General features: G+C 72.6%; 12 protein-coding genes. 2 read left to right on the top strand and 10 right to left on the bottom strand.

Annotated features, from left to right (window positions below):
• Positions 1 to 19: 19 nt before the first annotated feature.
• The 6 genes from QSK21_RS18975 to QSK21_RS18950 form a co-directional block, all read right to left on the bottom strand.
• Positions 20 to 946: a Rossmann-like and DUF2520 domain-containing protein gene (locus QSK21_RS18975; protein WP_285697479.1), complete on the bottom strand. Its 927-nt coding sequence runs from the start codon at positions 944 to 946 to the stop codon at positions 20 to 22.
• 465 nt (positions 947 to 1,411) lie between these two features.
• A complete protein-coding gene (locus tag QSK21_RS18970) occupies positions 1,412 to 3,919 on the bottom strand; it encodes an ABC transporter permease (protein ID WP_285697477.1) in 2,508 nt (835 codons plus the stop codon).
• 3 nt (positions 3,920 to 3,922) lie between these two features.
• Positions 3,923 to 4,699, bottom strand: a complete 777-nt coding sequence (locus tag QSK21_RS18965) for an ABC transporter ATP-binding protein (protein WP_285697474.1) — start codon at positions 4,697 to 4,699, stop codon at positions 3,923 to 3,925.
• 267 nt (positions 4,700 to 4,966) lie between these two features.
• Entirely contained in the window at positions 4,967 to 5,212 is a 246-nt protein-coding gene (locus tag QSK21_RS18960; protein ID WP_285697473.1) for a chaplin family protein, read from the bottom strand.
• Positions 5,213 to 5,380: 168 nt separating this feature from the next.
• Positions 5,381 to 6,076, bottom strand: coding sequence for a response regulator transcription factor (locus QSK21_RS18955; RefSeq protein ID WP_285697470.1), 696 nt, complete (start codon positions 6,074 to 6,076; stop codon positions 5,381 to 5,383).
• Positions 6,073 to 7,272, bottom strand: a complete 1,200-nt coding sequence (locus QSK21_RS18950; RefSeq protein WP_285697468.1) for a sensor histidine kinase — start codon at positions 7,270 to 7,272, stop codon at positions 6,073 to 6,075. The genes QSK21_RS18955 and QSK21_RS18950 overlap by 4 nt, the downstream gene beginning before the upstream one ends.
• Positions 7,273 to 7,437: 165 nt before the next feature.
• Between QSK21_RS18950 and QSK21_RS18945 the strand changes: the two genes are divergently transcribed.
• Positions 7,438 to 8,466, top strand: coding sequence for an SAM-dependent methyltransferase (locus tag QSK21_RS18945; protein ID WP_285697467.1), 1,029 nt, complete (start codon positions 7,438 to 7,440; stop codon positions 8,464 to 8,466).
• Here QSK21_RS18945 and QSK21_RS18940 read toward each other — a convergent pair whose 3' ends face one another.
• The 3 genes from QSK21_RS18940 to QSK21_RS18930 form a co-directional block, all read right to left on the bottom strand.
• Positions 8,467 to 9,678, bottom strand: coding sequence for a cytochrome P450 (locus tag QSK21_RS18940; protein ID WP_285697466.1), 1,212 nt, complete (start codon positions 9,676 to 9,678; stop codon positions 8,467 to 8,469).
• A 60-nt stretch (positions 9,679 to 9,738) separates the two neighbouring features.
• Positions 9,739 to 11,025, bottom strand: a complete 1,287-nt coding sequence (locus QSK21_RS18935) for a PH domain-containing protein (protein WP_285697463.1) — start codon at positions 11,023 to 11,025, stop codon at positions 9,739 to 9,741.
• A 367-nt stretch (positions 11,026 to 11,392) separates the two neighbouring features.
• Positions 11,393 to 12,046, bottom strand: a complete 654-nt coding sequence (locus tag QSK21_RS18930) for a PH domain-containing protein (protein WP_285697461.1) — start codon at positions 12,044 to 12,046, stop codon at positions 11,393 to 11,395.
• Between the two features lie 218 nt (positions 12,047 to 12,264).
• On the opposite strand from QSK21_RS18930, the gene QSK21_RS18925 reads away from it, so the two are divergent.
• Positions 12,265 to 13,413 (top strand): NADH-quinone oxidoreductase subunit D, encoded by a 1,149-nt coding sequence (locus QSK21_RS18925; protein WP_285697459.1) that lies wholly within the window; start codon positions 12,265 to 12,267, stop codon positions 13,411 to 13,413.
• A gap of 13 nt (positions 13,414 to 13,426) precedes the next feature.
• Here the strand turns inward: QSK21_RS18925 and QSK21_RS18920 are convergent, their stop codons facing one another.
• Positions 13,427 to 13,900 carry a DUF3180 domain-containing protein gene (locus tag QSK21_RS18920; protein WP_285697457.1) on the bottom strand — a complete coding sequence of 158 codons (474 nt, stop codon included), beginning with the start codon at positions 13,898 to 13,900 and terminating at the stop codon, positions 13,427 to 13,429.
• Positions 13,901 to 14,257: the final 357 nt, after the last annotated feature.

The following is a 14,257-nucleotide window of genomic DNA, read 5'->3' as shown; positions in this document are numbered from 1 at the left end:
CACACTTCGGGTCCCCGGATCAGTCCGCCAGGGCCTCCAGCAGCCGCTCGGCGTCCTCGGGCTTGAGCACGCCGGCCGCCAGGGCCCGGTCCGCGGTGAGCCGGGCCAGGGCGACGTACGCGGCCCGGCTCTCCGGCGACACCTGCGCCAGCTCGGCGACATGATCCGCGACGGTGCCCGCGTCGCCGCGCGCGACAGGGCCGGTGAGCCCGTCGATGCCGAGCCGCAGCGCGTTGTCCAGCGCCGCGCCCAGCAGCGGGCCGAGCATCCGGCCGGGCTCGGCGACACCCGCCCTGGTCAGCAGGTCCATCGCCGCCACCACCAGCGTGACCAGGTGGTTGGAGCCGGTGGCGAGCGCCGCGTGGTAGAGCGGCCGGCGGTCCTCCGCGATCCAGGCCGGCTCTCCGCCCATCTCCAGCACCAGCGCCTCGGCGACCGGCCGCAGCGGATCGGGCGCGGTCACACCGAACGCGATGCCGGTCAGCCGGTTCACGTCATCGGGACGGCCGGTGAACGTCATCACCGGATGCAGGGCCAGCGGCAACCCGCCCGCCCTCGTGATCGGCTCCAGGACCCCGACGCCGTACCGGCCGCTGGTGTGCGCGACGAGCTTCCCCTCCACCGGCACCCCGGTGGCCACCAGACCCGCGGCCAGATCCGCCAGCGCGTCATCGGGCACCGTGAGCAACACCAGGTCGGCGGCCCGGACGACCTCCTGCGGCGTGCCCAGCGCCGCGCCCGGCAGCCGCGCCTCGGCCTGCCGCAGCGACCGGTCGGAGACCGCGGCGGCGGCCACCACCCGATGACCCGCGCGATTGAGCGCGACCCCCAGCGCCGTGCCGACACGTCCCGCGCCGACGATCCCGACCGCCAGCCGCGCGGGACGATCCTCGGGACGGCCCCCGTTCCCAGGCGTGCCGGAGGGCGGCGTGGGCTCTCGATCCATGACCTCGTAGCTTATGCAAGCGCGAGCTGCGCTCCTCGCCTGGGGCTCGTCGCTTGTCGCGCTTGCGTGCGATCGCTGCATCGCTTCGACTCGCCTTGGCGGCTCGCTTCGCGATCAGGATCTCGCTTCGCTCGCCCCTGCCTTCGGTCGCGATCGCGACGCTTGGGCGACCGTTCGGGGTTGGGGTTCGCAGCTGGGGTTGTTGCTGACCATTCGGCAAGGGTCCAGCTACCGGACGTTACAGAACCCTTGGCGGCGACGCCATATTTCTCGGTGGCTTGCCACGAAGTCTTGCCCTTTCCTACCTGCGAAAGATAACTCTGAGTAGCGTCGGTCACGCGGAGTGAGGACCCCCTCGCTCCGCCAACGGCTCAGCCCCACCGCCCACCCGTACGGGCGGTGGGGCTGAGTTCGTCCCGCCTAGCCGTAGGTAGTCCCGCCTACAGTAGCCGTAGGTAGTCCCGCCTAGTCGTAGGAAAGGGACTGCACGATCGAGGCCCGGGCGGCCCGGCGGGCCGGGAGGACGGCGGCCAGGACGCCCGCCACTCCCGCCAGCGCCGTGAAGCCGGCGATCTGCGAAAAGGGGAGGGCGAAGACCGCGGACTCGGCCATGGCCCGGGTCGCGGCCCAGCCGAACGCCACGCCCAGCACCACCCCGGTCAGCGCTCCGATCACGGCCATGACCACCGCCTCCACGGACAGCATCCGGCGCAGTTGGCGGCGGGTCAGGCCCAGTGCCCTCAGAAGCGCCGACTCGCGGGTGCGCTCCACGACCGACAGCGTCAGCGTGTTGGCGATGCCGAACAGCGCGATCACGATCGCCAGCCCCAGCAGGCCACCGAAGATCATCAGGATGTTGTCGACGGCGCCGATGAACTCCTCCCTGAGCTCCGCCTGCGAGATGACCCTGGCGGTCGGGTACGGGCGGGCCGCGTCGTCCACGGCGATCCGGGCGCGGTCGGCGGGTATGGACGGATCCGCCTTGACGAAGATCCGGGACGGGTCTGCGACCTCGAAGGTCCGGTCGAAGTCGGCGCCGGTCAGGACCAGGCCGCCGAACGGCGTGCCGGATTCGTAGATCCCGGCCACCGTGAACCGGGCGCCCGGCCCCCTCCTCGGAGTGATCGTCACGGTGCCGCCGGTGCGCAGCCCGCGCGCCTTGGCGGTGCCGGCGTCCACCAGGGCGGTACCGGAACGCAGGGCGCGCACCGAGCCGCTCTCGAACACCGGCTTGATCACTCCGCCGAGCGCCCCCTCGGTGAACGTGATGACGCGCGCTTCCCTGTCGCCGACGCGGGCGTTGATCCCCCGCTGCTCGATCACCGCCGAGAGCTCGGGACGGGTGCGGAGCGCCTCGGCCAGGGCGTGCGGCATCCGGCTCCCGGTGGAGAGCTGGGGCTGGATCTGGAAGTCCACCGGGAACTGCTCGGCCAGTTGCTGGTCGGCCTGCGCCTTGCCGCTGGCCGCGATCACCGCGAACAGGGATATCAGCCCGACGCCGATGGTGAGGGCGATGGTGGTGGTCGCGGTCCGCTTCGGTGAGCGGCGGGCGTTCTCCACGGCCAGCCGGCCCGGCACGCCGGTCGCCCACGCGGGCGGCGCGCCGACCAGCCGGCCCAGGGGACGGATCAGTGCCGGCATCAGCGCGACCACGGCGATGAAGACCAGGCCGCCGGAGAGGGCGACCAGGTACATCGCGGAGGCGCCCTTGTCCATGCTCAGCGCGCCGTACAGGGCTCCCGCCGCGCCGATCCCGCCCGGCGGCAGGGCCACGACCAGCCGCGGCCACCCGAGCCGGAACCTGGCGCTGCCCGGTTCCGGCTCGGAGCGCAGCGCCGCGACCGGCGCGACCCGTGTGGCGGCGCGGGCCGGGAGAAGCGCCGACAGGACGGTGACGATCACGCCCACCGCCAGCCCCACCACCACGGCGAGCGGCGTCAGCGTGACGTCGCCCACGGGGATGCCGGGGCCGATCGACTCGAAGGAGTTCAGCAGGAGCAGCGTTCCCGCGCCCAGGCCGAGGCCCGCCGCCAGGCCGAGCAGGGAGCCGACCAGGCCCACGACGAACGCTTCGAGGACCACGCCGCCGAAGATCTGGCGTCGGGTGGCGCCGACACAGCGCAGCAGCGTCATCTCCCGCGTCCGCTGCGCGACGAGGATGGCGAAGGTGTTGTAGATCACCACGGCCGACACCAGCATCGCGACCAGCGCGAACAGCAGCAGGCCCGCGCGGATGACCGTGGTGTCGGCGCCTGCGGTCTTCGCCAGCCGGTCCGCCAGCGCCGAGCCGGAGAGGACCTCGCCCGCCGGTCCCACGGCCCGCTTGACCGCGGCCGGGGTCGCGCCCACCACGTCGATCTCCCGGTACGTGGTCTCACCCGTCATCCGGGCGGCCGTCGCGGGATCGAAGCCGACCACGCCGCGGTTGCTCGCGTCGGCGTCCAACCCAAGGTCGATGAGGCCGACAAGGGCGAACCGGCGCGGTCGCTCCCCGGGGTCCAGCACGGTGATCGTGTCGCCGACGGCGAACCCCTCGCGCTTGGCGAGGCGGGCGTCGATGACGGCCTCGCCCGGCCCCGACGGTACGCGGCCCCGGTCCAGCTCGTGGCGTTGCAGCCGGCCGCCCGTGACCGACTCCCCGAGGGTCGGGACGTCGCCCACGACCTTGCCGTCCCGGCCGACCAGCGGGGCGTTCCCGCGCAGGATGCCCTGGGCGTCGGTCACGCTCGGCACGGCGCGGACGCTCGCGAGCAGGCTCGCGGGCAGGCCCTCTTCGGAGTTCTCGTCGGGGGGGAGCACCGCGGCGTCCACCTTGCCCGCCGACTGGGCGAAGTCCCGCTGGATGCCCCGGTCGAGCGTGTCGGTCAGGACGAAGGTGCCCGCGATGAACCCCACGCCGAGGGTGATGGCCACCGCCGTCAGCAGCAGCCGCAGTTTGTGGGCCCGCAGGCCCGCCAGCGTGGTGCGCAGCATCGCTCAGCCGCCCAGGTGCTTGAGGCGGTCGAGGACGGTCGCCGCGGTGGGCTCGGTCAGCTCGCCGACGACCAGGCCGTCCCGCAGGAACACCACCCGGTCCGCGTAGGAGGCGGCGACCGGGTCGTGCGTCACCATCACGATGGTCTGCCCCATCTCCCGGACGGACGTGCGCAGGAAGCCCAGCACCTCGGCGCCGGAGGAGGAGTCCAGATTGCCGGTCGGCTCGTCCGCGAAGATCACGTCGGGGCGGGAGACCAGCGCCCGCGCGCACGCGACCCGCTGCTGCTGGCCGCCCGACAGCTCGCTGGGCCTGTGGTGCAGCCGGTCGCGCAACCCGACCACGTCCACGACCTGGTCGAACCACGCACGCTCCGGCTTGCGCCCGGCCATCCTCAGCGGCAGCAGGATGTTCTCCTCGGCGGTCAGCGTGGGCAGCAGGTTGAACGCCTGGAACACGAATCCGACGCGCTCGCGGCGCAACAGGGTGAGCCGCCGGTCGCCCAGCCGGGTGAGGTCGGCGTCGCCCAGCAGCACCCGGCCGCCGCTGACGGTGTCGAGCCCGGCCAGGCAGTGCATCAGCGTGGACTTCCCGGACCCGGACGGTCCCATGATCGCGGTGAAGGCGCCGCCGGCGAAGCCGACGGTCACCCCGCGCAGGGCGTGGACGGCCGCGTCGCCCGTCCCGTACACCTTGGCGACGTCGATGGCCGACACCGCCGCGGGGGCCGCCCCGGCGCTCGGCGCCTCCCCGGGCGGGCCGGTGAACGTACTGGTCATGGTGGTTGGCTCCTCGTTGCGAGCCCCCGCCGCGCGGGGGCCTGACGACCGCTCCCACGCTAGGAACCGCGGCCCGCCGTGCCATCGCCCCCGCGGCTGCGATCGGCGTCGCCGCCAAGACGGACGACGGCCCCCGTGTACGACTTGAGTCGTACGACGCCGTCCGCAGGCAGGATGATCAAGCGAGGTCGGCCGGGAAAGGCGAGGGCGCCGGAGACCCCCCGTGCGAGTCTCCGGCGCCCCGGTCAGGGCCGAGGGGCCGACCGATCAGTGGTGGTAGTGCCCCTTGACCTCGTCGCCGCAGGTGCCCACCGCGCCGGAGAGCAGCGCGACGGCGTTGACCGCGTTACCGCAGACGGTGGTCACCACCGTGACCGGCGCGATCACCTGGTTGCCCGACAGGACGTTGACGCCGTTGTCGGTGGTCTCGGCGCCGGCGGGCGCCGCGGCGGCCATGGCCGCGCCGGTGACGGCGAAGGCGAGAACGCCTGTGGCAGTGAGCTTCTTGAGCACGTGCAACCCTCCCGTACGTGCGGAGCCCCGGCTGGGTTCCGCGGAATTGACATCGTGCGCGCCCCCGTGCGGGTGGCGCTACGTACGGTAGTTATCCAACTACTGATTGGTAACGCCAAGCCCTTCTCATGACCGAAGGCGAATGGTCATCGGAAAGTAATTCGCACGTTACCCAACGTCACCGGTTTGCCCGCTCTTGACCAGACCCGTCTCATACGCGAAGACCACCGCCTGGACCCGGTCGCGCAGGCCCAGCTTCATCAGGATCCGTCCCATATGCGTCTTGACCGTGGCCTCGGAGACGTACAGCCGTTCGGCGATCTCCGCGTTGGACAGCCCGCGGGCCACCAGCCGCAGCACCTCGCCCTCGCGGGCGGTCAGCGACTCCAGGGCGCCGCTCGCGCGGGCCTCGGTGTCCGGCAGGTGGACGGCGAACCGGTCGAGCAGCCGCCGGGTGGTGCTGGGCGCGACCACCGCGTCCCCCGAGTGCACCGACCTGATCGCCTCCACCAGTTGCCTCGGCCCCGCGTCCTTGAGCAGGAAACCGGCCGCGCCCGCCTTGATCGCGGCGAACGCGTACTCGTCCAGGTCGAAGGTGGTCAAAATGATCACCTTCGGTCCGTCGCCGGCGGTGATGCGGCGGGTGGCCTCGATGCCGTCCATCCGCGGCATCCGCACGTCCATCAGCACCACGTCGGCGGGGACGGTGCGCAGCCTGTCCAGCGCCTGCGCGCCGTCCGACGCCTCGCCCACCACCTCGATGTCGGGCTGGGCGTCCAGGACCATCGAGAAGCCCGTCCTGACCAGCTCCTGGTCGTCCACCAGCAGCACCCGGACCGGGCCCGGCTCGTCCGGGTCGCTCACCGCCGTACCTCCTCGCGCCGTGCGCGCTCGCGCGCCGCCTCCTCCTGGACGGGGATCCGCGCGATCACCTCGAAGCCCCCGCCGACGCGCGGCCTGGCCCGGACCTCGCCGCCGTAGACCGCCGCGCGCTCCCGCATCCCCAGCAGCCCGTGGCCGCTGCCGTCGTCCGGCGCCGCCGCTCCCCGGCCGTCGTCGGTGACACGGACCTCGATCGCGTCGTCACCGTAGTGCAGCAGCACCCGCGCCGTCGCGCGGGGACCGGCGTGCTTGAGCGTGTTGGTCAGCGCCTCCTGCACGATCCGGAAGATCGTCAACTGCCGGCCCTGGGACATCTCCAGCGGCACGCCCTCCACCGCGAACTCCAGCGGCAGCCCCGAGGCGCGGATCTGCTCCACCAGGTCGGTGAGCTGCGCCACTCCGGGCTGCGGCGTGTACGAGCCCGCGTCGTCGCTCTCCCGCAGGACGCCCAGCATCCGGCGCATCTCGGCCAACGCCTGCCGCCCGGTCGCCGAGATCGCCTCCAGCGCCGCCCTGGCCCGCGCGGTGTCGGTGTCGATGGCGTACGAGGCGCCGTCCGCCTGCACCACGATCACGCTGACGTTGTGCGCCACGACGTCGTGCAGCTCGCGGGCGATCCGCGCGCGCTCGGCGGCCATCGCGATCTGCACCTCGGTGTCGCGCTCACGTTCCAGCCGCGCCGCCCGTTCCTCCACCGAACGCAGGTACGCCCGCCGCGTCCGCATGTGCAGCCCGAGCAGCCAGACCCCGGCCACGATCGCCGAGATGGCGATGAGGTTGCTGAGCCGATCCCGTTCGCCGCTGACGAAGCGGAAGGTGGCCAGGACGGCGCCGAGCTGGCCCACCGTCAGGGCGGCCAGCCCCCAGCGGAACGACGGGCCCGCGGCGACCGTGTAGAGGCCCATGAGTACGGCCACGTTCGCCACCACCGGCACGGACACCAGCAGGACCTGGACGAACGACACCAGGCTGACCACCGCGAACACCGTCCGGGGATAGGTGCGGCGGAACACCAGCGGCAGCAGCAGGGCGGCGGTGATGAGCACGAAGGCGCTCATCCTGAGGCCGAAGGCGGGCCCGGTGAAGTAGCCCAGTGACAGCAGGAACAGCGGGGAGGCCAGGAACAGGTCGACCAGCGGCGTGATCCCGCGGCACCAGTTCCAGATCCTCCCAGCCATGGATGGAAGGGTACGTTCGCGTGGCTCGTCCCGGATCAGTCTCAGGGCTGACCCATGTGCGACCTGGAGACGGCCTAGGGACGGCCTGGGGACGGCCTGGGGCGCGGCCCCGCCGTGCACGACCGGCGCGCCCAGAGCGGTACCGTCGCAGTTGTGGCGGCGTGGGTGACGTGGCGAACCGCGATGGAGCGGGCACTGTACGGGCCGGGCGGCTTCTACCGGCGCGGGGAATCCCCCGCCGAGCACTTCCGCACCTCCGTCCACGCCTCCGGCCGGTTCGCCGGGGCGCTCGCGCGGCTGCTGACCGAGGTGGACGAGGCGCTGGGCCGTCCCGCGCGGGTCGACCTGGTGGACGTCGGCGCGGGCAGCGGCCGGCTCCTGGCGGGCATCGCCGGATGCGTCCCGGCCGACCTTGACCGGCGGCTCGTCCTCACCGCGGTCGAGCTCGCGCCGCGCCCGCCGGGGATCCCCGCACGGATCCGGTGGCGGGACGACCTGCCCGCCGAGATCACCGGCATGGTCATCGCCAACGAGTGGCTGGACAACGTGCCGCTCGACGTGGTCGAACGGACCCCCGACGGGCCGCGGACCGTGCTGGTCGACCCGGCGACCGGCGCGGAACGTCCAGGCCCCCTTCCCGGCCCCGACGACGCCGACTGGCTGGACCGCTGGTGGCCCCTGCGGGAGCCGGGGGACCGCGCCGAGATCGGCAGGACCCGCTGCGCCGCGTGGGCGGCCGTCGTGGAGCGCCTGCGCCGCGGTCTCGCGGTGGCGATGGACTACTTCCACACCCGCGCCGCCCGTCCCCCGTACGGAACGCTGACCGGCTACCGCGACGGAGCCACCGTCCCCGCGGTCCCCGACGGGTCCTGCGACGTGACCGCGCACGTCGCCCTGGACGCCTGCGTGGTGGCGGGCGAGGGCGCGGGGGCGACCGAGACCGTGCTCACCACCCAGCGGGAGGCGCTGCGCGCGCTCGGCATCACCGGCGGGCGGCCCCCGCTCGACCTGGCCCGGACCGACCCGCCCGCCTACCTCGCCGCCCTGACCCACGCGGGCGAGGAGGCCGAGCTGATCGACCCCGGCGGGCTCGGCGGCTTCGGCTGGCTCGTGCAGAGCACGGGAATCCCCGTCCCGGACGTCCTGTCGCGCCTGTCCGAACCGTCGGGCACCGGCACGCGGACCGCCCGCTGATCAGATCTCGACCTGGAGCTCCCGCAGACCGCGCAGGACGAAGCCGGGCTTCCAGCGCGGCTCGGCGACCAGGCGCATCCCGGGCGCCAGCCGCAGCAGCGCCCGGTACGACTCGGCCAGCTCGATCCGGGCCAGCGGCGCGCCCAGGCAGTAGTGGACGCCCAGCCCGAACGTGATGTGCGGGTTCGGGTCGCGGGCGAGGTCCAGCCGGTCCGGGTCGGCGAAGACCTCCGGATCCCGGTTGGCGGACGCGAACTGCAACGCCACCTCCTGGCCGCGCGGAATCGTCACCCCGCCGACCTCGATGTCCTCCAGCACCCACCGCTCGAACATCGGCGCCGGGGTGTCGAACCGCATCAGCTCCTCCACCGCCGACGGGACGAGCGCCGGGTCGTCCCGCAGGCGCGCCAGCGCGCCGGGCTCGCGGAACAGCGCCCACCAGCCGTTGCCGGTGGCGTTCACGGTCGCCTCGTGCCCGGCGTTCAGCAGCAGGACGCACGTGCCGATCAGCTCGTCCTCGGTCAGCCGGTCGCCCTCCTCGTCCACCACCTGGGCCAGCGCGCTGATCAGGTCGTCGCGGGGCGCCGCGCGCCGCTCCCCGGCCAGGCCGCGCAGGTAGCCGGAGAACTCGACCGCCGCGCGCACCGCGGCCCGCTGCGCCTCCGGCGACGGGTTCAGCTCGTACATCCCGCAGATAGCGGCCGACCAGGGACGCAGCAGCGGCCGGTCCTCCTCGGGGACGCCCAGCATCTCGGCGATCACGTTCACCGGGAGCGGCTCGGCCACCTCCGCCAGCAGATCGCCGCCGCCCTTGGCCGCCAGCGCCCCGGCCAGCTCCTCCGCCAGCCCGCGGATCATCGGCCGCAGCCCCTCCACCATCCGCGCGGTGAACGCCTTGGACACCAGCCGCCGCAACCGGGTGTGGACAGGCGGCTCCACGTCCAGCATCCCCGCCCGGATCAGATCCCAGAAAGGCTTGAGGAACTCCGGCTCGGGCTCCCTGCCGAACTCCTCGTGGCCCGCCACATGCAGGTACGAGCGGCCCAGCCGGCGGTCGCGCAGCAGGGCGTCCACATCCGCGTACCGGGAGATCACCCACTGGCCGGTGGGCTCGTGGAAGAACACCGGCCGCTCGGCGCGCAGCGCCGCGAACACCGGGTACGGGTTCGCCACGAAATCCGGTGACCAGGGGTCATAGGCCGCTTCACTCATAACGGGCACGATAGCCGCGCCCCCCGACCCCGTCGGCACCGCGTGGCGGGTGGCCCGGTCCTAGCGGGCGGCCCAGCGGCCGGGGTCGCCCGACGTACGGCGCGCCGCCAGCGCACGACCTGCGGTGGACTCCACGATCGCACGCGCCTCGCCCAGGTCACGGCCCGCCGCGGACACCTGGACGGGGCCGGGCGGCGCGTCCACATGGACGGTGGCCCGCCTGAGAAGCCGCTGCAACGGGTTCATCGTGAGCCGCACGCTCTGCGCCCTGGCATGCGCGATCACGTCCGTGCGGCGGCAGAACAGGCCCCGCCGCACCACGAAGATCACGTCATCGGTGCCGGCGCCGTCCCCCCTCGCCGCCGACGCGGCACGGGACGAGGCCGGCAGCAGCGGCACCGCGTCCACATTGGCACCCGGGAAGATCTGCGAGGTCAGGTACACGGCCACATGGCGGGGCGCCAACGGCAGCAGCACCGACGACAACGCCTGCCGCTCCCCCGCGTACCCGGCCACGGTCACGTCCATCCTCACCCAGCCGAACGCCCGCCACAACATCGGCTGCACCAGACCGACCGCCTGCACCCGTCCAGGCGGCAGCGTCTGCATCCGCGTCTCCAGCAGCCCGTACCGCAGCCGGACGCCGTCGGGCGACATCGCCACCGTGAAGTTGGCGTACATCACCAGCGGAGCGATCACGCCCCTGATCAGCCCCAGCAGCGTCAGGACCAGCACCACCAGCATCCCGCCCTCCAGGAAGGAGAACAGGAAGATCAGCGAGAACACGAACAGCAACCCGGTGCCCAGCACGGGCAGCTTGAGGATCAGCGAACCCAGCAGCGCCCCGAACGGCACCCGCCAGATCGGCCGCTCCGGGGCCTCGGGAGTGTGCCCCGGCAGCCCGGCGGCACGGGCCAGCAGCTCGGCCCGCAACTGCTGGGCCGCGTGCCGCCCCAGGTAGCGCAGCGAGATCTCGCTCTGCGCGCCGCCCGCCAGCTCCACCCGCACCTCGGCCAGCGCGAACATCCGCGTCATCAGCGGACGGACCACGTCGATCGCCTGCACCCGGGACAGCGGAATCCGCCGCTTGCGCTTGCGCAACAGGCCGGTCTCCACCACCAGGTCGTCCTCGTCCCCGTCCACGTGGAACCGCAGCGCCAGCCATCCCCACAGGCCCGCCACCACCGCCAGGACGAAGAACGGCACCGACACGATCAGGAACCGCGCGACCACCTCAGGGGAGAGGATCAGCGCGATGCCTTCCTCGGTCTGCGTCAGGAGCAGCGGAAAGCCCAGCAGGACGAAGTAGACGACCAGGATGGTGAACGCCCGGAGGATCGCGGTCACCGGGTGCAGCCGGTGCGTCCCCTCCGAGAAACGCACCGGGGGCGGTGCGGGACGGTAACCGTAAGGCGGCCCACCGTACGGCGGCCGGCCATAAGGCGGACCCGGCGGGCCATACGGACCCGGACCATAGGGCGGCCTCCCCGGATAGGGCGGTCCGGGCGGACGCGGCCCGTAGGGACCGTACGGCGGACGCGGCCCATAAGGCCCGTAGGGCCCATAAGGCGGCTGCCCACCAGACGACCCGTAGTAAGGCCCCGTCATGTGTTCCCCCTGGGGGAGATCCCCCAGACCCCCCGAACGGCTCCGCCGCCCTTCTGGCCCCTCCTGGGGGCGGTCCCCCAGACCCCCCGAACGGCTCCGCCGCCTTTCATAGGCCCATGCTCCGCTCTTCCCCCTTCTGCGCCAGCCGGTCGCGTAGCTGGGCGGCCTCGGCCGCGGGCAGTCCGGGGATCTCGGCGTCGGTCGCCGCCGCCGCGGTGTGCATGCGGACGGTCGCGATGCCCATCCAGCGCTCCAGCAGCCCCGCGGTCACGTCCACGAACTGCATGCGCCCGTACGGGACGACGATCAGCCGCTTGACGAACACGCCCTGCGTCACGATCAGGTCGTCGGTGCGCTCGGCGTACCCGTACGAGCGGTACGCCAGCTCGGCCACGATCCAGGCGACGACGACCCCCAGCAGCACCGTCGCCCCCCAGAGGACCATCCCGATCGTCCCGCCGCCGCGGAACACCACGAACGCCCCGATCAGCCCCACCGGAACGGCGGTCAGCGTCGCCACCAGGCCACGGTGCCAGGTGAAACGCTTGGAGATATGCGACCAGGGCAACCCCCCGCCGGGCGCGAACGCCTGGTCGGCCGGGTAGGGGGACGCCTGCATGGGGGCGGCGTGGGCGCCGGGGACCGGATCGGCCGGTGGCGCCAGATGCGGCTGCATGCCCGGCTGCGGGGGCCGCGCGCCATGGTGCGGCCCCGGGTACGGTCCGGGCTGGGGTGGCTGCTGCTCGTGGCCCGCGTTCATGACGCTCCGGCGACGGGCACTCGTCTTGGGTTCATGGATGCTCTGTCGCTTACGGATGGCTGCTCGTACAAGGGTGGTGAGACAAGGCTGGTCGGGATGAGCCCGGGTGCTACAGGGACCAGTCAACAGGAAACGCCCGGACTACCGCGAGCCTCCGAGCATGGCACGATGTGAGGCGTGACAGGGACGGCAGCGACCAATCCGGTTGGGAGCCCGCCATGACCACCGAGCGGATCGTCGGCGTGGGCGCCGGAGCGAGCGAGCTTGCCACCGAGGACATGGTCCTCAACATCGGCCCGCAGCACCCGTCCACGCACGGCGTCCTGCGGCTGCGCCTGAAGCTGGACGGCGAGCGCATCACCGAGGCCGAGCCGATCGTCGGCTACATGCATCGCGGCGCGGAAAAGCTGTTCGAGGTCCGCGACTTCCGCCAGATCACCGTGCTGGCCAACAGGCACGACTGGCTGTCGGCGTTCTCCAGCGAACTCGGCGTGGTCATGGCCGCGGAACGGATGCTGGGCATGGAGGTCCCTTCCCGCGCCGTGTGGGCGCGGACGCTGCTGGCCGAGCTCAACAGGGTGCTCAACCATCTGATGTTCCTGGGCTCCTACCCATTGGAAATGGGCGCGATCACGCCGGTCTTCTACGCCTTCCGCGAGCGGGAGGCGCTGCAGCGGGTGATGGAGGAGGTCTCCGGCGGCCGCATGCACTACATGTTCAACCGGGTGGGCGGGCTGAAGGAGGAGCTGCCCGCCGGCTGGACGGGACGCGCCCGCGGCGTCGTCGCCTCGGTCCGCGCGGGCATGGACGACATCGCGAACATCATCATGGGGAACGAGATCTTCCGCGCCCGCACCCGGGGCGTGGGCGTCCTGACCCGCGAGCAGATCCTTCAGTACGGGGTGTCCGGGCCGATCGCGCGGGCGTCCGGCGTCGACTTCGACCTGCGGCGGGACGAGCCGTACCTGGCGTACGGCGAGCTGCCCGTCAAGGTCGTCACACGCACGGAGGGCGACTGCCTGGCCAGGTTCGAGTGCCTGCTCGACCAGGTGCACGTCTCGCTCGACCTGGCCGACGCCTGCCTCGACCGCCTCGCCGACCTGCCGCCCGGCCCCATCAACCAGCGGCTGCCCAAGGTCCTGAAGGTCCCCGAGGGGCACACCTACGCCTGGACCGAGAACCCGCTCGGCATCAACGGCTACTACCTGGTCTCGCGCGGCGAGAAGACCCCGTGGCGGCTGAAGCTGCGCTCCGCCTCGTACAACAACGTCCAGGCGCTGACGGAGCTGCTGCCCGGCAACCTGGTCGCCGACATGATCGCCATCCTGGGCTCGATGTTCTTCGTGGTCGGCGACATCGACAAGTAGGCGGGCGGGGACCTCAGGCCCGGGACGCGCCTCGGCCCTGGTGCTCGTCCTCAGGCCCCTTGGGGACGCGGCACGCGTACTCCAGAAAGAACGCCGCGCCCACCAGCACCAGCGCGGACAGCGCCGTACCCCCGCTGACGAAGAAGTCGTGGCGGGGCGTCGTCTTGTCCAGCAGATCCGACACTCCCAACGCGAACCCGCCGAACACCCCGGCCAGCACCGCCGCCGCATGAGCGCTCGCCTTGGCCAACGCCGCCAGCCGCGCCACCACCATCGGCTCCATCGGCTGCGTGCCCGGCTTGCGCCGAATCCGACGCAGCACATGCCACCCGGTGAACGCCTCCCCGAGCGCGAGCAGCAACAACGTCGGCACCGCCGTCCACGGCAAGGGCGGCAACGAGACATAAGCCGCCTCCAGCACCGCCCACGTAATCACAGCGGCCAAAACCACCAAAGCCGCAAGAAACGCCGGACGACTAGGTCTCATGCAGTGTCTCCCGCTCACACAGCAGCCCCCGCGAACCCGCAGGACGTCGCCAGACGACACCACACCCCTTCGGCTCGCTCATACTGTGTTGGCCCGCGAGCCTACGGGGCGCTCTCTGGCACCGCCTTCCCTCGTCGCTCCGGTCGCTCGTCCCTCGCTCCCTACACTCCTCAGTCCAGACGGCGCCGCGCCCCTCCGGCCCGCTCATACTCTGCTCACCCGCGAACCTACGGGGCGCTCTCTGGCACCGCCTTCCCTCGTCGCTCCGGTCGCTCGTCCCTCGCTCCCTACACTCCTCAGTCCAGACGGCGCCGCGCCCCTCCGGCCCGCTCATACTCTGCTCACCCGCGAACCTAC

Source organism: Actinomadura sp. NBRC 104412 (assembly GCF_030269515.1).
Taxonomy (GTDB): domain Bacteria; phylum Actinomycetota; class Actinomycetes; order Streptosporangiales; family Streptosporangiaceae; genus Spirillospora.
Note: the sequence above shows the minus strand (reverse complement) of the source record. Positions and strands in the feature narration are given on the sequence as shown.